This is a genomic window from Aminobacter aganoensis, from assembly GCF_014206975.1.
Taxonomy (GTDB): domain Bacteria; phylum Pseudomonadota; class Alphaproteobacteria; order Rhizobiales; family Rhizobiaceae; genus Aminobacter; species Aminobacter aganoensis.
Genome location: NZ_JACHOU010000006.1, coordinates 228,007 through 248,423, shown reverse-complemented (window position 1 = coordinate 248,423; position 20,417 = coordinate 228,007). Strand labels below are relative to the sequence as shown.

Genomic DNA, 20,417 nt, shown 5'->3' with positions numbered 1-20,417 from the left:
AGATCGTCAAGGCCATGGACCACTGAGCCGCAAGCTCGGAGCGCCAAGCCAAAAGCAACTCGGAAAAGCCCGGCTCACGCCGGGCTTTTTTGCATATCGGGACGTTTCTGCTGTTGCGCGACGTGTCAGTGCGTTCCGTCGTGCCATGCCCCTCATCCGCCTGCCCCCGCACTTTCTTCTCCGTGAACGGGGCGAAGGAGGCTGGCCGCGACTCTGGCGCCTCCCTCCCCCTTGTGGGGAGGGTAAGGGTGGGGGTGGACGATGGGCGGAACGGGTCTGTCCGTGGAAAGGCGGTTACCCCCACCCCTAGCCCCTCCCCACAAGGGGGAGGGGAATCGCTACCGCTGCGCTTCCGTCGCCATCTTCACGGCAAGCCCGGCCAGCACCGTGCCCATCAGCCCGCGCTGGACGGCTACCCAGCCGGGATTGCCGGCTAGGAAGGTCGAGATCGAGCCGGCCGAAATGGCGATGATGGCGTTGACGGTGATGCTGATGGAAATCTGGATGGCGCCAAGGACCAGAAGCTGGGTGAGCACGCTGCCGTCGGCGGGGTCGATGAACTGCGGCAGCAGCGACAGATAGAGCACGGCGACCTTGGGGTTCAGCAGGTTGGTCAGGAAACCCATGGCAAACAGCTTGCGCGGCGTGTCGCGGGGCATGTGGCGCACCTGGAACGGCGAGCGGCCGCCGGGGCGCAGGGACTGCCAAGCGAGCCACAGCAGGTAGGCGGCACCGGCGAAGCGGATGACGTCGTAGGCGTAGGGCACCGCAAGCACAAGGGCCGTGATGCCGAAGGCGGCGCAGAGCATGTAGACGACGAAGCCAAGGGCGACGCCGCCAAGCGAAATCAGCCCGGCCTTCGGGCCCTGGCTGAGCGAGCGCGACACGAGGTAGATCATGTTCGGCCCCGGCGTCAGCACCATGCCGAGGGCAATTGCTGCAAAGGCAATGAGGCTTGCGGTGTCGGGCATGCGCGTTCTCTCCGGGACTGGCCATCCAGTTGGTGAAGAGATGCCGGGAAATGGTCAGGCGCGACAGGGGCAGGTGACGGCAGTCAATTGCGGCAGCCAGCCTCGACATTGTTGCCGTCGGGATCGAGGACATAGGCGCCGTAGTAGTTCATCTCGGCCGGGCCGCGCGGTCCGGGTGCGCCATTGTCGGTGCCGCCATGGGAGAGAGCGGCCTTGTGGAAGGCGTCCACCTGCGCGCGCGTCGCGGCCTTGAACGCCAGGTGCAAGGGGCTTGCGGAGGTAATGTGACCGTCAGTCCAGAAGGCCGGCCGGTCGGTGCCCACCCACAGGAACGGGATGTGGTCCCGGGCGCTCCGGCAGACCAGGAACGACGTTTCGGAGTTGTCGATCGTCGACAGGCCAAGGCTCTGCGCCACCGCGTCGTAGAAGCGGCGGGAGGCTTCAAGGTCGCGAACGCGAAAGCCGAGATGGTCGAACATCGACGATGTCCTCAAGCGAAAAATCCGCGCCCGAAGCACGAGGCCCGGGCGCGGATGGATGGCGCCGGTGCGCTTACTTGAGCGGCGCCGTCAGCTGCAGTGCGCCGATCGCCAGGGCGGCGTTCAGGCCGGTCTGGTTGGTCACGCTGAGCGGCTGCAGGGCGATCGAGCGCGCCGAGCCGCCGACGAGCACATTGGCGCCAAGGCCGACGGCGATGGTCGCTTCCGCGGTTGCGCCGACATAGTTGCCGGCGAGGCCGCCCGGGTCATAGACGTCGCGGCTCGGTGCCAGCACCAGCCACTCGAGGGCACCGCCGGTGGTGGTGCCGATGTCGACGCCGTATTTGTTGATCCGGCCGGAATAGATCTCCTGCGTGCGGCTGCCGAAAGCCGGCGTGAACGTGCACTGCATGTCCTTGCTCGAGCCGATGATGAAGCCGGTGCCGCCATTGACGGTGCAGCTCAGCATGCCGAGCTTGGCGCCGAACTGTGCGTGCGCAGGCACTGCCAGCGGCACAAGGGCGAGAGCGGCGAGGAGGGCGAGTTTTTTCATGGGAGAATCCTTTCAGGCATGAAGCGATATCAACCGGATAGCCGCTGAAAGGTTCCCTCTGGCGCGGCTAGGCGATCTTGCGCATTTGCCGGCGAATCGCGTCGGCGAAGCGCATGACGCGCGCCGGCTGCGGCTTTTCTGCGGCATGGAAAGACAGCATGGCAAAGCTGGCTTTCGGCGCGCAGGCCTTGAACACGCCCCATTTCAGGATGCGGCGGACTGGGCGGCGCATCACCAGGCGGTCGACCCACCAGGGGCTGCCCAGCGTAGTGACGGCGACGACATGGCGGAGCCTGTAGAGCAGCGGCCTGATCGGGCCGAAATCGGTGCCGTGGTCGAAGGCGATGCCGGGTGAAAACACCCGGTCGACCCAGCCCTTCAGCATCGCCGGAAGGCCGAACCACCATGTCGGGAAGACCAGCACCAGGATTTCCGCCTCGCGCAGGGCGGCGGCATGGCTCATCAGCGCGCCGGCCTCGAAGCGTTCGCCATAATAGGAGCCGCGTTCGGCCTCGCTCAGCCGCGGGTCGAAGCCGCTGGCGTAGAGATCGAGCAGCGTGACTTTGTGGCCGGCGGCTTTGAGTTCCTCGATGGCCGCGTCGGCGAAATGCCGGTTCAGGCTTTCGGGCAGCGGGTGCGACAGGACCACGAGGCAGTTCAAGGCGAAGCCCTGTCTTTGCGCCGGTGCGGAGATCAGGCGCCGCGTGTGCGGGCCAGACCGTCGACAGCCGGCTTGTAGTTGGGGTCGAGGCGAACCGCCTCGGCATAGGCCTTGGCGGCCTTGGCCTTGTCGCCGCGACGCTCGTAGATCAGCGCCTGGTTGGCCCAGCTCTCGGCGATCTTGCCGTCGAGCTTGATCGCCATGTTGATGTCGGTGAAGGCATTCTCGTCGTCGCCGGTGGCGAGATAGGACAGGCCGCGGCCGTTGTAGGGCTCGGCGGCATCGGGCGACAGCGAGATCGCCTTCGAGAAGTCCTCGATGGCGAAGGCGTGCTGGCCCTGCTGCTGATAGATCAGGCCGCGGTTGTGGTAGGCGCGCGGGTCGGTGGTGTCGAGCTCGATCGCCTTCTGGAAGTCGTTGAAGGCGTCCTGGGTGCGGCCGGCCTTGCGGTAGAGATTGCCGCGGCCGATATAGGCGGCGTCGTAGGAGGCGTTGAGCTGGATGGCCTTGTTGTAGTCGGCCAGCGCCGCCGGCTGGTTGCCCATGAAGCGGTGGATCAGCGCCCGGTTGGAATAGGCCTGGTAGAAGTTCGGGTTGAGCTGCAGCGCCCGGTCGAAGTCCTGGAGCGCCTCGCGGTACTTGCCGCCGCGGCCATAGGCTGAGCCGCGCACATTGTAGGCCTCGGGGTCGTTCGGGTTGCTGGAGACGACGGCGCTCAGCGAGGAGATGTTTTCGCTCGAACCCTGCATCGTGTCGATGCGGGTCAGCTCGCCGGCGGGACCCGACGACTGGCAGCCCGCAACGGCCATTGCGACGAGCAAGAGAGCGGTCATGGTGCCGCCGCGCAGGAGGGAGTTGCGGTTGCTCATGACTGCATTCATCGCGGTATCCCTCGCATGCGCCCCGGGCAGGTGGCGCGGCGTCCGGCGGGAAGCCGAACAAAACAAAAAGGTGGCGGCGATGTTTAGTCGCCCCACCTTGTCGTTATCCTCCGAAAAGGACCAAAAATTGGCAGATCAACGTGCCGGACGAGCACCAGCGCCAGCAGCAGCTGCCGGGCGCGGCGTGCTGGGCAGCAGGCCTTCGCGCTGGGCGCGCTTGCGGGCCAGCTTGCGGGCGCGGCGAACGGCTTCTGCCTTTTCGCGGGCGCGCTTCTCGGAAGGCTTCTCGTAGTGACCGCGCATCTTCATTTCACGGAAGATGCCTTCGCGCTGCATTTTCTTCTTCAGCGCGCGAAGCGCCTGGTCAACATTGTTATCGCGGACGAGTACCTGCACGTGTGATCCTGTCTTTCGGGTTCGAAATCCTAAGGCTAGCGGCAATAGCCACGATGCCTCCGCGATGGTTCCACCGCGAATTGTGGGCGGCTGATAGCAGAATCAGGCCTGCTTGTCCACTGCAAAGGCCGCATTTCCTGCGCTGCGTGGGAAAACGGCGCCGGGCTGTGCCCACTTCCGCCGCAATCGTTGTCGACGAAGCCTGTCCCATCTTCCGGTCCCACATGCAAGGCATTCCATGCGCTCCCTGATTTTCGCCCTGGCGCTCGCCGCCGCCATCCCGCAGGCACATGCCGCCGATCTCATCGGCTTCTGGGACCAGCCGCAGCATGGCGGCAACAGCTTCAACCGGCTGCCGCCCGACCAGGCCTATTTCGATGCGCTGCGCGGCTATGGCGCGACCTGGGTGCGGCTGTCCTATGACAAGTGGAAGCCGGAGAAGCGCGATTTCCTGATCGGCAGCGCCGACAAGTACGAGGGGCTGGTGGCTGCCGATGTCGAGACGCTGAAGCAGGTGCTCGACCGCGCCGACAAGGCCGGGCTCAAGGTGGTGATCGCGCCGCTGTCGCTGCCGGGCATGCGCTGGGCCCAGAACAACGACAACACGTTTGACGGCCGGCTGTGGGCGGACAAGGCCCGGTGGACCGAGGCCGCCGCCTTCTGGCGCGATCTTGCCGCCGAGCTCAGGGATCATCCGGCGGTCGCCGCCTACAACATCGTCAACGAGCCGGCGCCGGAAAAGGAGGGCGGGCTCGCCGAGCACGCCTCTGTCGCCGAGATGCGCTCGTGGTACACCGGGAACGCCGGCAGCTCGCGCGATCTGCTCGCCTTCTACGAAACGGTGATCAAGGCGATCCGCGAGGTCGATCCGGTGACGCCCGTCATGGCCGACGCCGGCTGGTATGCCGCGGCCGACGCCTTTTCCTACTGGCCGGCCAAGCTGACAGACCAGCGCGTGCTTTATTCCTTCCACATGTACGAGCCCTACGCCGCCACCAGCGCGCCGAACATGAAGCGCGACAAGCCCTTTGCCTATCCGGGCAACGTGCCCTTCGGCGACGGCGAGCCGCAGAAATGGGATGCCGAACGGGTAAAGGCCTATCTCGGTCAGCCGGTCGAATGGGCTGACAGCCGCGGCATCGCCCGCAACCGCGTCGTCGCCGGCGAGTTCGGCTGCATGCGCCGCCTGCCGTTCTGCACGCAGTATCTCGAGGACGTGTTGACCAGTCTCGACGCCGAGGGGCTACACTGGGCGTTCTACAGCTTCCGCGAGGACGCCTGGGACGGCATGGATTACGAGCTCGGTTCGGCCAAGGTGAACTGGAAGTACTGGGAAGCGATGGAGAACAATGCGCCCGATCCGGTCAAGCGCAAGCCGACGCCGGAGTTCGAGCCGATCTCCAGGCGCCTGGCTGCCGGCAAGTAGACGCCGCCGGGCAATCGCGGACGGCGATCTCGTATCTGAGCGCTCAGGCCAGGAACTTCAGGCCGTTGACGATCTTGTCGACGAGCTTGCGCTCGCCATGCAGGCCGAGCCCGACAAGATCCAGCTCGGCCGTCGGCGTGGCCGCAACCGAGGCGCGGTTGTCGGCGTCGTTGCTGGTGGCAAACAGGGGCCGCGTGTAGATCGAAAACGGGATGCCGCGCGAGCGCGCCCGCTCGAAAGTGCGCCGCATCGTCTGGGCGTCCGCGCCGTAGACGAAGACCGGTTCGCGGATCGTGGCGAGATAGTAGTGGTCGTCGCGGTCGCGATAGGCCTCGCCCGCCATTTCGGGAAAACCGTGCATCAGCCCTCCGGTCAGGAAGGCCGCGATGTTGACCTTCTGCCAGGCGGCGAGGTCGTCGAGGAGGATCAGGGCGGTCTTGGTCGGATACATCATCGCCGGAGGCTAGCCGGCGCCGGCTCTTGGGGTCTTGAACGTTTGTGCAAGGCCCACGACATTGCATCGACGGCACCAGGATCCGCGCATCGATGATCACTGACTTCATCGCCACCGACGAACCGGCCCAGGGGCTCCAGCGCCTGGTCGCGCGTTTCGGGGGCCATGCCTACGACCCGCACCGCCACGAGACCTATGCCGTCGGTCATACCCTGTCGGGTGCGCAGGCATTTCGCTATCGCGGCAGCGATCGGATCAGCGTCCGGGACGAGTGCATGGTCATTCATCCCGACGAGGTGCATGACGGCCATGCCGGTGCGCCTGAAGGCTTCACCTACCGCATGCTCTACGTCGAGCCGTGGCTTGTCTGCCGGGCGCTCGGACGCGAAAGTCTCTTGCCCTTCGTGCCTGGCGTGGTCGAGCACGATGCCGAACTCGCGGCCCTGATCGACGATGCCTTTTCCGACTTTCCCAACCCGATGGAACCGCTGCAGGCCGATGCCTTCGTGGCCGATGTCGCTGCGCATCTTGCCCGGCGCAGCGACGATGCCAGGCCTTTGCGCGCAGCCCCCATGCCAATGGAACAACTGGCGAGGGCGCGTTCGTTCCTGTCGGAGGAGTTCGATCGACCCATTTCCTCCGGCGATCTCGAGCGCATCACCAGTCTCGACCGCTTCGAACTGGCGCGCGCCTTCCGCCGGCTCCTCGGGACTTCGCCACATCGCTATCTCGTCGGGCGAAGGCTCGCCCATGCGCGCTCCCGCATGGCTGCGGGCGAGGGATTGGCCGAGGCTGCTGCGGCCTCGGGCTTCGCCGACCAGAGCCACATGACACGCCATTTCCGTGCCCGGTTCGGCATCACGCCGGGGCGGTTCGCCGCGCTCGCGGGTGCTGCCAAGGCCTGACAACTGGACCGCACAGTACCGCATCGTGCACCATGAAAGCGGTGTCTCCGGGGTTTATGTCAGCCGGAAGACCAGCCGGAGTGACCGCCGTTGACCGACACAGCCATGCCCAGCCGCCCATCGGGTGCCGATGCAACCGTGTTCGCGATCCTGCTTGCGGTCAGCTTCAGCCACTTCGTCAACGACGTGATGCAGTCGCTGCTGTCGTCGCTCTATCCGATGCTGAAGACCGACTACCAGCTCGATTTCTGGCAGATCGGGCTCTTGACCATGACCTTTCAGGTCACCGCGTCGATGCTGCAGCCGCTGATCGGCATGTATGCCGACAAGAAGCCGCTGCCCTATTCGCTGCCCGTCGGCATGGGGTCGACGCTGGTCGGGCTCTTGATGCTGGCCTTCGCCCACAGCTACACCATGCTTCTGGTCGGCGCTGCCTTCATCGGCTTCGGCTCGGCGATCTTCCATCCTGAGTCGTCGCGCGTTGCGCGGATGGCCTCGGGCGGGCGCTACGGTCTGGCGCAGTCGCTGTTCCAGGTCGGCGGCAATTTCGGTTCGGCGATCGGGCCGCTGCTCGCCGCCCTGATCGTCGTGCCGCAGGGCCAGACCGGCATCGCCTGGTTCGCGCTCGGCGCCATCGTCGGCATCATCGTGCTGACGCGTGTCAGCGGCTGGTACAGCCGCCATCTCATCGCCACGGCCCGGCCGGCTTCCTCGACGCTGTTTCCGCCGCTGCCGCGCCGCACGGTGATGGTGGCTCTGGTCGTGCTGGCGCTGCTGGTGACGACCAAGAACATCTATACGGCGAGCCTGTCGAGCTTCTACACCTTCTATGTCATCGAGCGCTTCGGCGTCTCGGTGCAGGAATCGCAGTACCTGCTGTTCCTGTTCCTCGGCGCTGCCGCGCTCGGCACCTTCCTGGGCGGCCCGATCGGCGACCGTTTCGGCGCCAAGACGGTGATCTGGTTCTCGATCCTCGGCGTGCTGCCGTTCACGCTGATGCTGCCCTATGCCGACCTGTTCTGGACCAAGGTGCTGACGGTGGTGATCGGCCTGATCCTCGCGTCCGCCTTCTCGGCCATCGTCGTCTTTGCGCAGGAACTGGTGCCGGGCCGCGTCGGCTTGATCGCCGGCATCTTCTTCGGCTTCGCCTTCGGCGTCGGCGGCATCTCGGCTGCCGTGCTCGGCGTCGTCGCCGACAGCCACGGCATCGCGTTCGTCTACAAGATCTGCTCCTACCTGCCTTTGCTCGGGCTGCTCACCATCTTCCTGCCCAACATGAAGGCCGCGCGCGCAGGCGCGGCCTGACATGCCGTGCCCGGTCAGACGCGGTTGATCGAGACGCCACCGTCGGCAAGCAGCGCGGCACCGGTGGTGAAGCTCGACGCCTCCGAGGCGAGATAGAGCGCCGAGCGGGCGATCTCCTCGGGCCTGGCGATGCGCTTCAGCGCATGCAGCCCCTCGATGAAGGCGCGCTCGTCGGCGGTCTTGAAGGTGGCCATCGGCGTGTCGGTGCCGCCGGGCAAAAGCGCGTTGACGCGGATGCCTCGCGAGCCGTACTCCGCCGCCAGAACCTGGGTGAGGCCGATCAGCCCGGCCTTGCTCGCGGCATAGGCGGCCATGCCGGGCATGCCCACCGTGTGGCCGACGAAGGTCGAGGTGAAGATCAGCGAGCCTGAGCCGCGCCTCAGCATTGCCGGGATCTGGTGCTTGGCGCCGAGATAGGCGCTGGTCAGGTTGGTCTCCATGACCTCCGTCCAGCTTGACAGTTCCAGTTCCGTGACCGGGCCCATCTCGCCGACGAGGCCGACATTGTTGAAGGCGATGTCGAGGCCGTCGAAATGGGTCTCTGCTTTTTCTACCAACGCGCGGGCAAAAGCCTCGTCCCTGACGTCGCCGGAAACCGCGACCACTTGACCCCCGTCGGCGCGGATTTCCGTGGCGAGCGCTTCCAATGCGGGGGCGCCGCGCGCGGCAAGAACCAGGCGCGCGCCCTGCCGTGCAAACAGCCGCGCCGTTTCCCGGCCGATGCCGGAACTGGCCCCCGTGACGATCGCGACCTTTCCGTTCAAATCAAACATGCGTCTTGCTCCTGTGCGCTCAGCGGCGTCTGCCGGCTGCGCTGGCACAGGTCGCAATTCGGCGGTCGGCGGGCCACCCGATACATGCGGCATGAATGGGCAGCATCAATGAACGGCATAAACGGGCGGCGCAAAACGGCAGACCCCGTCGCAAACAGCGCAAGGCTGGTCGTCGGATTTCGCTAGTGCTACACCTCGCGCTCTGACGCTTCCGGCATCTGCGAGGCCCTGAAAAAATGCGGAAATATTCGGTTTTTGCCATAGCCCGCGAGGCGATGCGCGGACACAAGGGCTGGGAGGAGCAGTGGTCCTCGCCCGAGCCGAAGAGCGAATACGACGTCATCATCGTCGGCGCCGGCGGTCATGGCCTCGCCACGGCCTATTATCTGGCCAAGGAACACGGCATCACCAATGTGGCGGTGCTGGAAAAGGGCTGGCTCGGCGGCGGCAATACCGGCCGCAACACCACCATCATCCGCTCCAACTATCTCTATGACGAATCGGCCGGCATCTACGATCATGCGCTGAAGCTGTGGGACGGGCTGAGCCAGGACCTCAACTACAACGTCATGTATTCGGCACGCGGCGTCATGATGCTGGCGCACAACGTCCATGACGTGCAGGTGCTGAAGCGCCACGTCCATGCCAACCGCCTGAACGGCATCGACAATGAATGGTTGACGCCGGAGCAGGCGAGGGAATTCTGCCCGCCGCTCAACATTTCCGCTTCTGCGCGCTATCCGGTCGTCGGCGCCTCGCTGCAGCGCCGCGGTGGCACCGCCCGCCACGACGCTGTTGCCTGGGGCTATGCCCGCGGCGCGTCGGACCGCGGCGTGCACATCATCCAGAACTGCGAAGTGACGGGCGTGCGCCGCACCCCCGACGGCCGCGTCTCGGGTGTCGAGACCTCGAAGGGCTTCATCGGCGCCAAGAAGGTCGGCGTCGTTGCTGCCGGCCACACCTCGGTGATCATGAACATGGCTGGCGTGCGCATGCCGCTGGAGAGTTACCCGCTGCAGGCGCTGGTGTCGGAGCCGGTCAAGCCGGTGTTCCCTTGCGTGGTGATGTCCAACACGGTGCACGCCTACATTTCGCAGTCCGACAAGGGCGAACTGGTGATCGGCGCCGGCACCGACCAGTACATCTCCTATTCGCAGACCGGCGGCCTGCACATCATCAACCACACGCTCGACGCCATCTGCGAGATGTTCCCGATGTTCACGCGCATGAAGATGCTGCGGTCGTGGGGCGGCATCGTCGACGTCACGCCGGACCGGTCGCCGATCCTGGCCAAGACGCCGGTACCGGGCCTCTACGTCAATTGCGGCTGGGGCACGGGCGGCTTCAAGGCAACGCCGGGCTCGGGCAACGTCTTTGCCCACACCATCGCGCGCGACGAGCCGCATCCGATCAACGCGCCCTTCACCATCGAGCGCTTCCGCACCGGCCGTCTCATCGACGAGGCGGCAGCGGCTGCGGTGGCGCACTGAGCGGAGGGGCCGACATATGTCCGAAAGGCCGGTCAACCTCGTCGAGAAGCTCGGGCTGTTTTCCGAGCACTGGACGCCGAAGATCGTCGCCGGTTTCAACGGCAACGACATCATGGTCGTTAAGGTCAAGGGCGAGTTCAACTGGCATTCACACCCGGATACCGACGACTTCTTCATGGTGCTGAGCGGCAGGCTGCGGATCCAGATGCGGGACGGCGATGTCGTTCTCGGACCGGGCGAACTCTATGTCGTGCCGAAGGGCATCGAGCATTGCCCGCTTGCCGAGGAAGAAACCCACCTGTTGCTGATCGAGCCCGCCGGCGTGCCCAACACCGGCGACCCGACGACCGCCGTGATCAAGAACCGGATCTGAGCCCTATGGTTCCGACGCATTGCCATCCCAGCGACCTGCACGCCGCCCGTGCCGCGGTCGCCCGTGCCATGGTGCGCCGATGACCATGCTCGCGACCACACTGGCCGCTGTCGCTGCCTCCTTCGTCCTCGCCGAGGAAAAGGGCATGTTCCACATGCCCGACGCCAGCGAGGTGCGGCTTCAGGCGATCAGCCGCACCGGCAACGAGGACGAATGGCCGTTCTCGGTCGCCTCGGGCATTCTCGCCTGCGTGTGGAGCGGCGGCCACAGGGTCGTTTCCTTCATCGAGCAGCCCGAAGCCCCCGACGACGAGCACGAGCCGCCGCCCGGACGTCATGTCATCGTTTCGGCCAACCCGTTCGAACTGACCTTCCTCAACATATCGAGCCGCGACCTGTTCTTGCCGGCGGACACGGTGGAGGCGCTGATCAAGCGCGTCGCCCCGTTCGAGGCATTGGGGCGACGGCTCTGCGACCAACCCCAAGGCTCCAACATCGGCCCCGGCGAACTCTAGGGATCATCCAGATGCTTCTCATTCACTGCCCCTATTGCGAGGAAGAGCGCCCCGAGCTCGAGTTCCGCAACGCCGGCGAGGCGCATATTGCGCGCTCCACCAACATCGCCGCCGAAAGCGACGAGGATTTCGAGAAGTTCTTCTTCATCCGATCGAACCCCAAGGGCGTGATCTTCGAGCGTTGGCGCCACATCCATGGCTGCGCGCGCTTCTTCAACGCGGCCCGCGACACCATCACCGACCGGTTCCTGCTCACCTACAAGGCCGGCGAGCCGAAGCCAGGCCTCTCGACCCTGTCGAGCGAAGGCGGGCCCGCGGCATGGGCGAACCGGCCGCCGGACCAGCTCAATGAAAAACCCAAGAGCAAGCGCTCGACCAAGGGAGAGGCATGATGGCCGGTTCCTACCGCATTTCCGGCCAGGGCCGCCTGACGCCTGCCAAGACCGCGCGCTTCACCTTCGACGGCAAGGCGATGACCGGTCTCGCCGGCGACACCGTCGCCTCGGCGCTGCTTGCCAATGGCGTGCATCTCGTCGGCCGCTCGTTCAAGTATCACCGCCCGCGCGGCATTCTTTCGGCCGGCGCCGAGGAGCCCAATGCGCTGGTGACCGTCACCCGCGATGCCGCGCGCAAGACGCCCAACGTCCGCGCCACGGTGCAGGAGCTCTATGACGGGCTCAACGTCGCCTCGCAGAACCGCTGGCCGTCGCTCTCCTTCGACGTCGGTGCCGTCAACGACATCGCCTCGCCGTTCTTCTCGGCAGGCTTCTACTACAAGACGTTCATGTGGCCGAAGGCGGCGTGGAAGAACTTCTACGAGCCCAACATCCGCTCGGCTGCCGGCCTCGGCGTCGCGCCCGACCAGCCCGACCCCGACCACTATTCGGCGCGCTACGCGCATTGCGAAGTGCTGGTGCTCGGCGGCGGTGCCGCGGGCCTCGCGGCGGCGCTTGCGGCGGCCGAGACCGGCGTGCGGGTCATCATCTGCGACGAGCAGGCTGAGTTCGGCGGCGCGCTGCGCTTCGAGAAGGGCGCGGTCATCGACGGCCAGGACGGCTGGAGCTGGGCGCAAGGCGCTGCCGCAAGACTTGCCGCGATGGACAATGTCACCGTGCTGTCGCGCACGACGGCCTTCGGCTACTACGCGCAGAATTTCGTCGGCCTCGTGGAACGGGTCACCGACCATGTCGCGCGCCCCGGCCGCGACGAGCCACGCGAGCGGCTGTGGCAAGTCCGCGCCCGGCGCGTGGTCATCGCCACCGGTGCCATCGAGCGCCACATGGTGTTTGCCAACAACGACCGCCCGGGCGTCATGCTGGCCTCGGCCGCACGCACCTTCCTCAACCACTACGGCGTCGTCGTCGGCAAGAATGTCGGCGTCTACACCGCCAATGACAGCGCCTATGGCGCGGCGATCGACCTCAAGAAGGCCGGTGTCGGTGTGGCGGCGATCGTCGACCTGCGCGACAACCCCACCGGACCGCTGGTCGACGAGGCGCGCGCGCTGGGCATCGAGGTCAACCATGGCCGCGCCGTCACCAGCGCCAATGGCAGCCAGCGCATCAAGTCGATGACCGTGCAGGCCAAGGGCGGCGGCGCCGAGCGCACCATCGCCGTCGACGCGCTCCTGATGTCGGCGGGCTGGACGCCGTCGGTGCACATGTTCTCGCAGTCGCGCGGCAAGGTCGCCTTCGACGACGCCACCAAGCGCTTCCTGCCCGGCACCTACGCCCAGGATTGCGTCTCGGTCGGCGCCTGCAACGGTTCCGACTCGCTGGAAGACACCGTCGGACAGGCGCTCGAGGCCGGCGCTGCCGCGGCGCGCGCCTCCGGGGCCAAGTCGGCCAGCGCCGTCACGCTCAAGATCGACGCCTCGGAAGGCTGGCACGGCGGCATGCTGGGTTCGGGCCCGGGTGCCGGCGCCGGCACCACGGTCAAAGCCTTCGTCGACTTCCAGAACGACGTCACCGCCAAGGACATCCGCCAGGCGGTGAAGGAGGGCATGCGCTCGATCGAGCACGTCAAGCGCTTCACCACCAACGGCATGGCCACCGACCAGGGCAAGACCTCCAACATGCATGGCCTGGCCATCGCCGCCGAGGCGCTGGACAAGGACATTCCGCAGGTCGGCCTGACCACCTTCCGCGCGCCCTACACGCCGGTGACCTTCGGCGCCATCGTCAACCACGCCCGCCACGGCCTGTTCGACCCGACGCGCAAGACAGCGACCCATGCCTGGGCGGAAGCGCATGGCGCCGTGTTCGAGGATGTCGGCCAGTGGAAGCGCGCCTGGTATTTCCCGCGCGCCGGCGAAGACATGCATGCCGCGGTCAACCGCGAATGCGTGACCGTTCGCAAGTCGGCCGGCCTGTTCGACGCCTCGACCCTCGGCAAGATCGAGGTCGTCGGCCCGGATGCGGCGAAGTTCATGGAGTTGCTCTACACCAACCCGTGGGAGAAGCTCGAGGTCGGCCGCTGCCGCTATGGCATCATGCTGCGCGAGGACGGCTTCATCTATGATGACGGCGTGGTCGGGCGCATGGGGCAGGACCGCTTCCATGTCACCACGACCACAGGTGGTGCGGCGCGCGTCATGAACCACATGGAGGACTACCTCCAGACCGAGTTCCCCGACCTCGACGTCTGGCTGACGTCCGTTTCGGAGCAGTGGGCGGTGATTGCGGTGCAAGGTCCCAACTCGCGAAAAATCATCGAGCCGCTGGTCGAGGGCATCGACATGTCGGACGAGGCGATGCCGCACATGTCGGTGCGCGAGGGCAAGATCTGCGGCGTGCCGACGCGGCTGTTCCGCATGTCGTTCACCGGCGACCGCGGCTTCGAGGTCAACGTCCCGGCCGACTATGGCCGTGCCGTCTGGGAGGGCCTGTGGGCCGAGGGCCAGAAGCACGGCGCCTGTGCCTATGGCACCGAGGCAATGCACGTGCTGCGCGCCGAGAAGGGCTACATCATCGTCGGCCAGGACACCGACGGCACCGTCACGCCCAACGACGCCGGTCTCGACTGGGCCGTCGGCAAGAAGAAGACTGACTTCGTCGGCATCCGCGGGCTGATGCGCCCGGACCTCGTCGCCAAGGGCCGCCGCCAGCTCGTCGGGCTCAAGACCAGGGATCCGCACACCGTGCTTGAAGAGGGCGCCCAGATCGTCGAGAACCCCAAGCAGGCGATCCCGATGAAGATGATCGGCCACGTCACGTCGAGCTACTGGTCCGAGAATTGCGACCGCTCGATCGCCATGGGCCTGGTTGCCGGCGGCCGCGACCGCATCGGCGAAACGCTCTACGTGCCGATGCCCGACGGCGTCATCGAGGTGGAAGTTACCGGCACCGTGTTCTTCGACGAGAAGGGAGACCGCCTCAATGGCTAAGGTCGCAATCGCCAACCGCAATCCCGCCCTTGCCGGCCACAGTGTCGGCGGCCACGGCGTGTCGCTCAAGGTGCTGGGGCCGGCCAGCCGCATGTCGTTGCGCGCCCGCCCGGCTGCCGTCGCCGCGCTCTCCAAGGCGCTGGGCGTGAGCCTGCCGGACAGGGCCAAGACCTCCGCGGCGAAGAGCGGCCGCACGATACTCTGGCTCGGCCCGGACGAATGGCTGGTCATCGACGAGGCTGGCGGCGATCCCGTTGGCGACTGCGCGTCGGTCAAGGGCCTGCACTCGGCGGTCGACGTGTCGCATCGCAACGTCGCCATCGCGGTGACCGGCCCGAATGCTGCGGCCACCGTCAATGCCGGCTGCCCGCAGGATCTGTCGCTTCAGGCTTTCCCGGTCGGGGCCGCCTCGCGCACCGTGCTCGGCAAGGTCGAGATGGTGCTGCTCAGGACCGGCGAGGACGCCTTCCGCGTCGAGTGCTGGCGCTCGTTCTCCGACTACGTCTATGGCTTCCTGTCGGAGGCCGCGCGCGACTAGTCCGGGCCCGGATGAGGTGTTGGAAGGTGCCATGCCCCGGAACCCACGGGGCAGGGCAGGCGTTTGTTCTCGACATCGACGAGAGGACAATGCGATGCCATCCATGCCCAATCAAAGCCCCGGGCAGATGCGGCCGAAGCGCGAAAGACGCGCCCGGCGCAGCGACGCCAGGCCCAAGGACCAGGATATCCTGCAGGAAGAACTCGACGAAGGTCTGGAAGACAGCTTCCCGGCGAGCGACCCTGTTTCGGTGACTTCGACGACGATTTCCGGGGCGCCTAAGCCTGCCGGCGAAAAGTGACTGTCCCGATTAGTAATGAAAAAGCCGCCCCTTTCGGGCGGCTTTTTCATTGATATCGCTCAATGATATCGCTCAATCAATCAGTTGAAGCTGGGCACGATCCAGGGATTGATGTCGATGCCGACCCTGGGCTTGTCGCTGGTCCGGATGCTGTTCGTGGTCAGCGGTCCCCGATCGTCCTTGATCCCACCGGTGGCGCCGCAGTCCAGCTTGCCCGCCATCTCCGTGCATGCGGAAGGAGCGTGCGGTTTGGTCGTGTGCGTGTCTTTTGCCATTGCAAGGCCGCTCGTCGCGAGCAACGCCGCGAGCGCCAGTACAGTCCGTTGCATTGTCCATCTCCGTAAATTTTATCCGTACATGTACGGTATGCCTTACAGATACGACCGCACCTCACGCATCGCAAGGGGTATTCCGTACGTGTACGGAGATTTTGTTGTCGAGGCACTGAAAGCACTGAATGCTGCCCCGGCAGGCGCTAGCAATTGCCGGGTTCGTCGGTGAGCGGGGTCACCTCGGTCGCTGCCAGTCCGGCAAGGGCGAGGTCGCCGATCCGCAATACATAAGCCTTCGGGTCGCCGAACGGATAAAAGGGAAACGTGATCAGCAGCGAGATCGCGCCATGGGCCACCGTCCACAGGGAGGTGGCTATGGCGCGCGCGTCGCCCTTCAGCTTGCCCGCCGTGATGCAGGCTTCGACCCGTTCCATGATCACCTGGAAGGCCGGGTTTCCGCGTTCCATCTCGGCAAAGGTTTCTTCGACCGGCGGCTTCTGCTTCTCGGTCATGAATACGGTCCGGTATTCATTCGGATTGCCAAGGCCGAACTCGGCATACTCGACAAGCGCCGCGCGGACCGCTTCGAGTGGATCGCGAGGCCGGTTCTGCCGCATCCGTCGCGCAAGGTCGATGAAGGCATTCTCGGCGAGCGCCATCAGGATCTCTTGCTTGTCGGCGAAGTAGGAATAAACCGACATCGGCGCATAGCCGACCCTGGTGGCGAGCTTGCGGATCGTCAGGCCTTCATAACCTTCTTCCCGCACCAGCGCGTGAGCGGCTGCCACCAGTTCGGCCCTGAGTTCGGCCTTCTGGAGCTCACGTCGGTTTGCGGCAATAGTGGACAAGGATACGCCCTGCTGACTTCACGTACTCGAAGCCAGCGACTCTATACGCGGCTCCCAAGGGCAGCAAGGTAACCGGCCATAGCTCATCAGGACTAATCCCACGAGGAGAGGGCCGGGGCGAATGAGGACGGTGTCAGGCGGTCTCGCGCTTCGGCTCGACGAATGTCAGTGTCAGCCAGCGCGCGGTCAGTGCGGGCTTTTTCTGGTCCTCGATCTCCATGGTCACGTCGTGCGTCGCCTGGATCCAGCCCGACGGGCGAATCTTGAGGTCGGCGAGCACGAAGCGGGTGCGGATGCGGGATCCGGTCTTCACGGGGGCTGCGAACTTCAGCGATTCGAAGCCCTGGTTGATGCCCATGTCGCCGCCCTCGACAGGCGGGACTGTCTCGAACGTCATCGCCGACAGCAGCGACAGCGTCAGGAAGCCATGCGCGATGGTGCCGCCGAACGGCGTTTCCCTGGCCGCCCGCTCGGGGTCGCAATGGATGAACTGATGGTCGTCGGTTGCGTCGGCGAACTTGTCGATCATCTCCTGGGTGACGGTGCGCCAGGGCGACACGCCGATCTCCTTGCCGACGGTGGCCTGAAGCTGCTCGAGATTGATTGGTTTCAGGCTCATCGCATCCCGTCCTGCATAAGAAAAAGTCATGCACCGCGCACCAGCGACAGACTGATACAGAATCAGACAGGCCCTGTCATCGCTTGCAGCGGCAAATCCGTCGCAGATTGGCCAACCAAATAACCGACAACTATTCCGCAGGTTCCACGCCGGTGTAGGCGGCTTCCTCGAGCTCGCGCTTGAGGCGGCTTTCCTCGGCGACCTTGGGCGTGATGAAGCGGCCGAGCAGCAGGTAGGCCACCGGGGTCAGGAACAGCGTCGAAACGGTCGCCAAGCCGAGGCCGCCGACGATCACCCAGCCGAGCGCGATGCGCGCCTCGGCGCCTGCGCCTTGCGCCAGCACCAGCGGCAGGCCGCCGAGCACGGTACAGATCATCGTCATCAGCACCGGCCGCAGGCGGATGCTCGCCGCGTCTTCAATGGCCTGGCGCACGCCCATGCCGCGGTCGCGCAACTGGTTGGCGAACTCGACGACGAGGATGCCGTTCTTGGCCATGACGCCGACAAGCAGCACCAGGCCGATCTGGCTGTAGGCGTTGAGCGAGGTGCCGGTCAGGATCAGCGCGAAGACGGCGCAGGCGAGGCCCAGCGGCACTGTCGCCATGATGATGACCGCCGAGACGAAGCTCTCGAACTGTGCCGCCAGCACCAGGAGGATGATAACGATGGCGAAGCCGAAGATCGTCAGCATGCTGCCGCTGGTTTCGTTCAGCGTGGCGGCCTCGGCGAGCGGCAGCAGGCGGCTGCCGGCGGGGAGCACGGGGGCGGCGATTTCCTCGACCCGGTTCAGCGCGTCTCCGAGCGCGAAATCGTCGGCCAGGCTCGCCGTGATGGCGATCGATCGCTGCTGCTGTTCGCGCGACAGCGACGGCGCGACAGCGCGCTCGGTCAGCGAGGCAATGGTCGAGACCGGCACGAAGCGTCCGTCATTGGCCCGGATGAAGATGTTTTCGAGGTCGGTCGAATCGTTGATCGGGTTGGTCGTCGAGACCAGCTTCACGTCGTAGCTGCGGTCTTCGATGAAGACGCTGGCGATCTTGCGGCCGTCGAGCATCGCCTGCAGCGCCGGCGATAGCCCGTTGATGTCGATGCCGAGGTCGGAGGCGCGGTCGCGGTCGACGGTGACGAAGAGCTGCGGCTGGTTGGCGTCGGTGGAGAGGCGCGGCTGGCGGAAGCGCGGGTCCTTTTCCATCTCGGTCAGCACCTTGGCAGCGGCGACGCCGAGATCGGCATAGCTGTTGCCGACGAGCGCGAACTGCAGGCCGTTGCCGGCGCCGCGGATGCCCAGGCTGTTGGGCTGGCCGACGGTGGTGCGCACGCCCGGCACGTCGCGCGTCCGCGACAGGATGTCGGCGGCGATCTGCTGCTGGGTGCGGCTGCGTTCGCTCCAGGGTGCCAGCGACAGCACCATGAAGCCGCTGTTGTTGTTGTTGCCCATGCCGGCGCTGACGAAGGTGCTCTCGATCTCGCCCGACTTGCGCAGCGGCTCGATCAGTCCTTCGATGCGGCGCAACTGCGAAGCGGTGTAGTCGAGGCTGACGCCTTGCGGGGCGGAGATGCGCAGCATCACCATCGAACGGTCTTCGGTCGGCGTCAGTTCCTGGCGCACGCTGCCGAAGGCGATGTAGGCGGCGCCGGCAAACAGCACGGAAACGACGATGACGATCCATGGTGCGTTGAGGCAGGCGCGCAGGCAGCGCGCGTAGATGGCGGCGAGCTTGCTGCCGAGCTTGCCGAGCGCGCCGCCATGGCTGTGCTCGATGCTCTTCTCGGTCAGCATGCGCGAGGCCAGCATCGGACACAGCGACAGCGCCACCACCGACGACAGCAGCACGGCGATCGCCAGCACGAAGCCGAATTCGCGGAACAGGCCGCCGGTCTGGCCGGGCAGGAACGAGATCGGGATGAACACGGCGGCGAGGGTGGCGGTGGTGGCGACGACGGCGAAGAACACTTCCTGCGTGCCGAGCACGGCTGCGGCGCGCGGGCCCATGCCTTCGTTGCGGCGGCGGACGATGTTTTCGAGCACCACGATGGCGTCGTCGACGACGAGGCCGGTCGCCAACACCAGCGCCAGCAGCGTCAGGATGTTGACCGAGAAGCCGGCGAGATAGATGCCGGCGATGGTGCCGATCATCGCCACAGGCATGGCGAAACCGGGGATCAGCGTCGCGCGCCAGTCCTGCAGGAACACGTAGATGACCAGCAGCACGATGGTCACTGCCAGGACCAGGGCGATCTCGACCTCTTCGATGGCGCCCTTGACGAAGGTGGCGTCGTCCGAGGTGACGCGGATGGTCATGCCGTCGGGCAGGGTCTGCTGGATCTTTTCCGCTGCCGCGCGCACGCCTGTCGAGATGTCGAGCGTGCTCGACTGGGCCTGGCGCACGATGCCGATGCCGATGCCGGTCTTGCCGTCGGAGCGCAGCGAGGTCGAGCCGGGATCGCCGCCCAGCGTCACCGTCGCCACGTCGCCGAGCCGGGTCTTGCCGTTGATGATGATGCTCTCGAAGGCTTCCGGCGTCGTCACCGCCGCGCTGGCGCGCACGATGATGTCCTGGTTGCCGACGGTCAGCGACCCCGCCGGCGCGTCGAAGGAGACGCTCGCCAGCGCGTTGGAGATGTCGGCCAGCGTCAGACCGAGGCTGGCGACCCTAGCCTGGTCGATGTCGACGCGGAACACCTTGGCGCGGTCGCCATAGGTCTGCACGTCGGCAACGCCGTCGACGGCGGCGAGCGCGTCGACGATCTGGTCCTCGACCAGGATGGTCATGTCCTCCACGGGCATGGTGTCGGAGGTCACGGCCAGGCGCATCACCGCGTCGGCGTTGGCGTCGGCCTTGACGATGCGCGGCGCATCGGCGTCGTCGGGCAGCGTGTTGGTCACCCGGCCGACGGCATCGCGCATGTCTGATGCCGCGACGTTGAGGTCGACGCCGTCGTTGAACTCGACGGTGACGCGGCTGTTGCCGTAGGACGAGCTCGACGAGATCGACTTGACGCCGGTGACGCGCGCCACCGCGCCCTCGACCACCGCCGTCACCTCGCGGTCGACGATTTCGGCGGCGGCATCGGAATAGGTGGTCGACACAGTGATGACCGGGCGGTCGACGTCGGGCAGTTCGCGCACCTCGACGCCGTAGAGGGCAGCGAGGCCGGCCACCACGATCAGCGTGTTGATGACGAAGGCCAGCACCGGCCGGCGCACGAAGAGTGCGGTGATGCCTTTCTCGGCGTTCTCGTTATGGACGGTGCTCATGTGCCGCGCTCCGC

At 66.0% G+C, this 20,417-nt stretch carries 22 protein-coding genes; 10 read left to right on the top strand and 12 right to left on the bottom strand.

Features of this window, described 5'->3' with window-relative positions; genetic code table 11:
• Nucleotides 1-338 precede the first annotated feature (338 nt).
• The 6 genes from GGR00_RS15135 to rpsU all read right to left on the bottom strand — a co-directional run bounded on the left by GGR00_RS15135 (nucleotide 339) and on the right by rpsU (nucleotide 3,941).
• Nucleotides 339-971, bottom strand: a complete 633-nt coding sequence (locus GGR00_RS15135) for a LysE family translocator (RefSeq protein ID WP_184699866.1) — start codon at nucleotides 969-971, stop codon at nucleotides 339-341.
• An 83-nt stretch (nucleotides 972-1,054) separates the two neighbouring features.
• Nucleotides 1,055-1,450 (bottom strand): VOC family protein, encoded by a 396-nt coding sequence (locus tag GGR00_RS15130; RefSeq protein WP_055979887.1) that lies wholly within the window; start codon nucleotides 1,448-1,450, stop codon nucleotides 1,055-1,057.
• A 73-nt stretch (nucleotides 1,451-1,523) separates the two neighbouring features.
• Nucleotides 1,524-2,003, bottom strand: coding sequence for a DUF992 domain-containing protein (locus GGR00_RS15125; protein ID WP_055979885.1), 480 nt, complete (start codon nucleotides 2,001-2,003; stop codon nucleotides 1,524-1,526).
• 67 nt (nucleotides 2,004-2,070) lie between these two features.
• Nucleotides 2,071-2,664, bottom strand: coding sequence for an NAD(P)H-dependent oxidoreductase (locus GGR00_RS15120; RefSeq protein WP_055979882.1), 594 nt, complete (start codon nucleotides 2,662-2,664; stop codon nucleotides 2,071-2,073).
• A 32-nt stretch (nucleotides 2,665-2,696) separates the two neighbouring features.
• Entirely contained in the window at nucleotides 2,697-3,545 is an 849-nt protein-coding gene (locus GGR00_RS15115; protein ID WP_055979879.1) for a tetratricopeptide repeat protein, read from the bottom strand.
• Between the two features lie 135 nt (nucleotides 3,546-3,680).
• Nucleotides 3,681-3,941 (bottom strand): 30S ribosomal protein S21, encoded by a 261-nt coding sequence (rpsU, locus tag GGR00_RS15110; RefSeq protein WP_055979876.1) that lies wholly within the window; start codon nucleotides 3,939-3,941, stop codon nucleotides 3,681-3,683.
• Nucleotides 3,942-4,179: 238 nt separating this feature from the next.
• Here rpsU and GGR00_RS15105 point away from each other — a divergent pair, with 238 nt between their 5' ends.
• Nucleotides 4,180-5,367 (top strand): glycoside hydrolase family 5 protein, encoded by a 1,188-nt coding sequence (locus GGR00_RS15105; protein WP_055979872.1) that lies wholly within the window; start codon nucleotides 4,180-4,182, stop codon nucleotides 5,365-5,367.
• Between the two features lie 43 nt (nucleotides 5,368-5,410).
• On the opposite strand, the gene GGR00_RS15100 is transcribed toward GGR00_RS15105, so the two are convergent.
• Nucleotides 5,411-5,821 (bottom strand): DUF2000 domain-containing protein, encoded by a 411-nt coding sequence (locus tag GGR00_RS15100; RefSeq protein ID WP_055979869.1) that lies wholly within the window; start codon nucleotides 5,819-5,821, stop codon nucleotides 5,411-5,413.
• A 92-nt stretch (nucleotides 5,822-5,913) separates the two neighbouring features.
• Between GGR00_RS15100 and GGR00_RS15095 the strand changes: the two genes are divergently transcribed.
• Together GGR00_RS15095 and GGR00_RS15090 are read left to right on the top strand one after the other, a co-directional pair.
• A complete protein-coding gene (locus tag GGR00_RS15095; protein WP_055979865.1) occupies nucleotides 5,914-6,726 on the top strand; it encodes an AraC family transcriptional regulator in 813 nt (270 codons plus the stop codon).
• A gap of 90 nt (nucleotides 6,727-6,816) precedes the next feature.
• Entirely contained in the window at nucleotides 6,817-8,031 is a 1,215-nt protein-coding gene (locus tag GGR00_RS15090; protein WP_484477037.1) for an MFS transporter, read from the top strand.
• Nucleotides 8,032-8,045: 14 nt separating this feature from the next.
• Here the strand turns inward: GGR00_RS15090 and GGR00_RS15085 are convergent, their stop codons facing one another.
• Complete coding sequence (locus GGR00_RS15085; protein ID WP_055979861.1) at nucleotides 8,046-8,804, bottom strand: SDR family oxidoreductase; 759 nt, start codon at nucleotides 8,802-8,804, stop codon at nucleotides 8,046-8,048.
• A 236-nt stretch (nucleotides 8,805-9,040) separates the two neighbouring features.
• On the opposite strand from GGR00_RS15085, the gene GGR00_RS15080 reads away from it, so the two are divergent.
• The 7 genes from GGR00_RS15080 (at nucleotide 9,041) to GGR00_RS15050 (ending at nucleotide 15,405) form a co-directional block, all read left to right on the top strand.
• Complete coding sequence (locus tag GGR00_RS15080; RefSeq protein WP_055979858.1) at nucleotides 9,041-10,294, top strand: sarcosine oxidase subunit beta; 1,254 nt, start codon at nucleotides 9,041-9,043, stop codon at nucleotides 10,292-10,294.
• Between the two features lie 16 nt (nucleotides 10,295-10,310).
• Nucleotides 10,311-10,667 (top strand): cupin domain-containing protein, encoded by a 357-nt coding sequence (locus GGR00_RS15075; RefSeq protein ID WP_184699865.1) that lies wholly within the window; start codon nucleotides 10,311-10,313, stop codon nucleotides 10,665-10,667.
• 79 nt (nucleotides 10,668-10,746) lie between these two features.
• Nucleotides 10,747-11,181 (top strand): hypothetical protein, encoded by a 435-nt coding sequence (locus GGR00_RS15070; RefSeq protein ID WP_184699864.1) that lies wholly within the window; start codon nucleotides 10,747-10,749, stop codon nucleotides 11,179-11,181.
• An 11-nt stretch (nucleotides 11,182-11,192) separates the two neighbouring features.
• Nucleotides 11,193-11,573, top strand: a complete 381-nt coding sequence (locus GGR00_RS15065; RefSeq protein ID WP_184699863.1) for a sarcosine oxidase subunit delta — start codon at nucleotides 11,193-11,195, stop codon at nucleotides 11,571-11,573.
• Nucleotides 11,573-14,566, top strand: a complete 2,994-nt coding sequence (locus GGR00_RS15060; RefSeq protein WP_184699862.1) for a sarcosine oxidase subunit alpha — start codon at nucleotides 11,573-11,575, stop codon at nucleotides 14,564-14,566. The genes GGR00_RS15065 and GGR00_RS15060 overlap by 1 nt, the downstream gene beginning before the upstream one ends.
• On the top strand, nucleotides 14,559-15,104 hold the full coding sequence (locus GGR00_RS15055) for a sarcosine oxidase subunit gamma (protein ID WP_184699861.1): 546 nt from the start codon (nucleotides 14,559-14,561) through the stop codon (nucleotides 15,102-15,104). Before GGR00_RS15060 ends, GGR00_RS15055 begins: the two co-directional genes overlap by 8 nt.
• A gap of 103 nt (nucleotides 15,105-15,207) precedes the next feature.
• On the top strand, nucleotides 15,208-15,405 hold the full coding sequence (locus GGR00_RS15050) for a hypothetical protein (protein ID WP_082496687.1): 198 nt from the start codon (nucleotides 15,208-15,210) through the stop codon (nucleotides 15,403-15,405).
• An 80-nt stretch (nucleotides 15,406-15,485) separates the two neighbouring features.
• Here the strand turns inward: GGR00_RS15050 and GGR00_RS15045 are convergent, their stop codons facing one another.
• The 4 genes from GGR00_RS15045 to GGR00_RS15030 all read right to left on the bottom strand — a co-directional run bounded on the left by GGR00_RS15045 (nucleotide 15,486) and on the right by GGR00_RS15030 (nucleotide 20,403).
• On the bottom strand, nucleotides 15,486-15,734 hold the full coding sequence (locus tag GGR00_RS15045; RefSeq protein WP_184699860.1) for a DUF680 domain-containing protein: 249 nt from the start codon (nucleotides 15,732-15,734) through the stop codon (nucleotides 15,486-15,488).
• A gap of 146 nt (nucleotides 15,735-15,880) precedes the next feature.
• Nucleotides 15,881-16,525, bottom strand: a complete 645-nt coding sequence (locus tag GGR00_RS15040; protein WP_184699859.1) for a TetR/AcrR family transcriptional regulator — start codon at nucleotides 16,523-16,525, stop codon at nucleotides 15,881-15,883.
• 133 nt (nucleotides 16,526-16,658) lie between these two features.
• On the bottom strand, nucleotides 16,659-17,144 hold the full coding sequence (locus GGR00_RS15035; protein ID WP_280137972.1) for a MaoC family dehydratase: 486 nt from the start codon (nucleotides 17,142-17,144) through the stop codon (nucleotides 16,659-16,661).
• Nucleotides 17,145-17,274: 130 nt separating this feature from the next.
• On the bottom strand, nucleotides 17,275-20,403 hold the full coding sequence (locus GGR00_RS15030; RefSeq protein ID WP_184699858.1) for an efflux RND transporter permease subunit: 3,129 nt from the start codon (nucleotides 20,401-20,403) through the stop codon (nucleotides 17,275-17,277).
• Nucleotides 20,404-20,417 lie beyond the last annotated feature (14 nt).

Bases quoted from the DNA above. Each gene is read 5' to 3' on its own strand.
- GGR00_RS15135 (WP_184699866.1), bottom strand. From the start codon at position 971: ATGCCCGACACCGCAAGCCTCATTGCCTTTGCAGCAATTGCCCTCGGC.
- GGR00_RS15130 (WP_055979887.1), bottom strand. From the start codon at position 1,450: ATGTTCGACCATCTCGGCTTTCGCGTTCGCGACCTTGAAGCCTCCCGC.
- GGR00_RS15125 (WP_055979885.1), bottom strand. From the start codon at position 2,003: ATGAAAAAACTCGCCCTCCTCGCCGCTCTCGCCCTTGTGCCGCTGGCA.
- GGR00_RS15115 (WP_055979879.1), bottom strand. From the start codon at position 3,545: ATGAATGCAGTCATGAGCAACCGCAACTCCCTCCTGCGCGGCGGCACC.
- GGR00_RS15105 (WP_055979872.1), top strand. From the start codon at position 4,180: ATGCGCTCCCTGATTTTCGCCCTGGCGCTCGCCGCCGCCATCCCGCAG.
- GGR00_RS15100 (WP_055979869.1), bottom strand. From the start codon at position 5,821: ATGATGTATCCGACCAAGACCGCCCTGATCCTCCTCGACGACCTCGCC.
- GGR00_RS15095 (WP_055979865.1), top strand. From the start codon at position 5,914: ATGATCACTGACTTCATCGCCACCGACGAACCGGCCCAGGGGCTCCAG.
- GGR00_RS15085 (WP_055979861.1), bottom strand. From the start codon at position 8,804: ATGTTTGATTTGAACGGAAAGGTCGCGATCGTCACGGGGGCCAGTTCC.
- GGR00_RS15080 (WP_055979858.1), top strand. From the start codon at position 9,041: ATGCGGAAATATTCGGTTTTTGCCATAGCCCGCGAGGCGATGCGCGGA.
- GGR00_RS15075 (WP_184699865.1), top strand. From the start codon at position 10,311: ATGTCCGAAAGGCCGGTCAACCTCGTCGAGAAGCTCGGGCTGTTTTCC.
- GGR00_RS15070 (WP_184699864.1), top strand. From the start codon at position 10,747: ATGACCATGCTCGCGACCACACTGGCCGCTGTCGCTGCCTCCTTCGTC.
- GGR00_RS15065 (WP_184699863.1), top strand. From the start codon at position 11,193: ATGCTTCTCATTCACTGCCCCTATTGCGAGGAAGAGCGCCCCGAGCTC.
- GGR00_RS15060 (WP_184699862.1), top strand. From the start codon at position 11,573: ATGGCCGGTTCCTACCGCATTTCCGGCCAGGGCCGCCTGACGCCTGCC.
- GGR00_RS15055 (WP_184699861.1), top strand. From the start codon at position 14,559: ATGGCTAAGGTCGCAATCGCCAACCGCAATCCCGCCCTTGCCGGCCAC.
- GGR00_RS15050 (WP_082496687.1), top strand. From the start codon at position 15,208: ATGCCCAATCAAAGCCCCGGGCAGATGCGGCCGAAGCGCGAAAGACGC.
- GGR00_RS15045 (WP_184699860.1), bottom strand. From the start codon at position 15,734: ATGCAACGGACTGTACTGGCGCTCGCGGCGTTGCTCGCGACGAGCGGC.
- GGR00_RS15035 (WP_280137972.1), bottom strand. From the start codon at position 17,144: ATGAGCCTGAAACCAATCAATCTCGAGCAGCTTCAGGCCACCGTCGGC.
- GGR00_RS15030 (WP_184699858.1), bottom strand. From the start codon at position 20,403: ATGAGCACCGTCCATAACGAGAACGCCGAGAAAGGCATCACCGCACTC.